This is a genomic window from Paraburkholderia sp. SIMBA_027 (assembly GCF_046535315.1).
Taxonomy (GTDB): Bacteria; Pseudomonadota; Gammaproteobacteria; order Burkholderiales; family Burkholderiaceae; genus Paraburkholderia; species Paraburkholderia tropica.
The window spans coordinates 1-268 of sequence record NZ_JAWRWY010000693.1 but is presented as its reverse complement, the minus strand read 5'-3'; the positions used below and the strand labels follow the sequence as shown (position 1 = coordinate 268).

General features: G+C 66.8%; 1 protein-coding gene. It reads left to right on the top strand.

Going from position 1 to position 268, the window contains the following annotated elements; translation table 11 throughout:
• Positions 1-22: 22 nt before the first annotated feature.
• Positions 23-268 (top strand): NAD-binding protein (locus tag SB764_RS40800; RefSeq protein ID WP_410866869.1); only part of this gene is annotated, 246 nt, incomplete at its 3' end.

Here is a 268-nt window from a genome sequence, read left to right as displayed (position 1 = left end):
CAAGGAAGTTCCGAAGCGATTGGTGGTCCTCGGCGGTGGGGTCGCCGGCGTCGAACTGGGCCAGGCCTTCTCTCGACTCGGATCCGAGGTGGCCGTGGTGGCCCGGGGTCGGCTACTGAGCAGCTACCCGGAGGAGGCCGCCAGCCTGGTGTTGGCCGGGCTTCGGGCCGACGGCATCGACGTCCGCCTTCACACGGACGTCGCGAAAGTCGAGAAGAACGACGACGGTTCCATCACTGTGACCCTCGACGGCAAGAACCTCACAGCG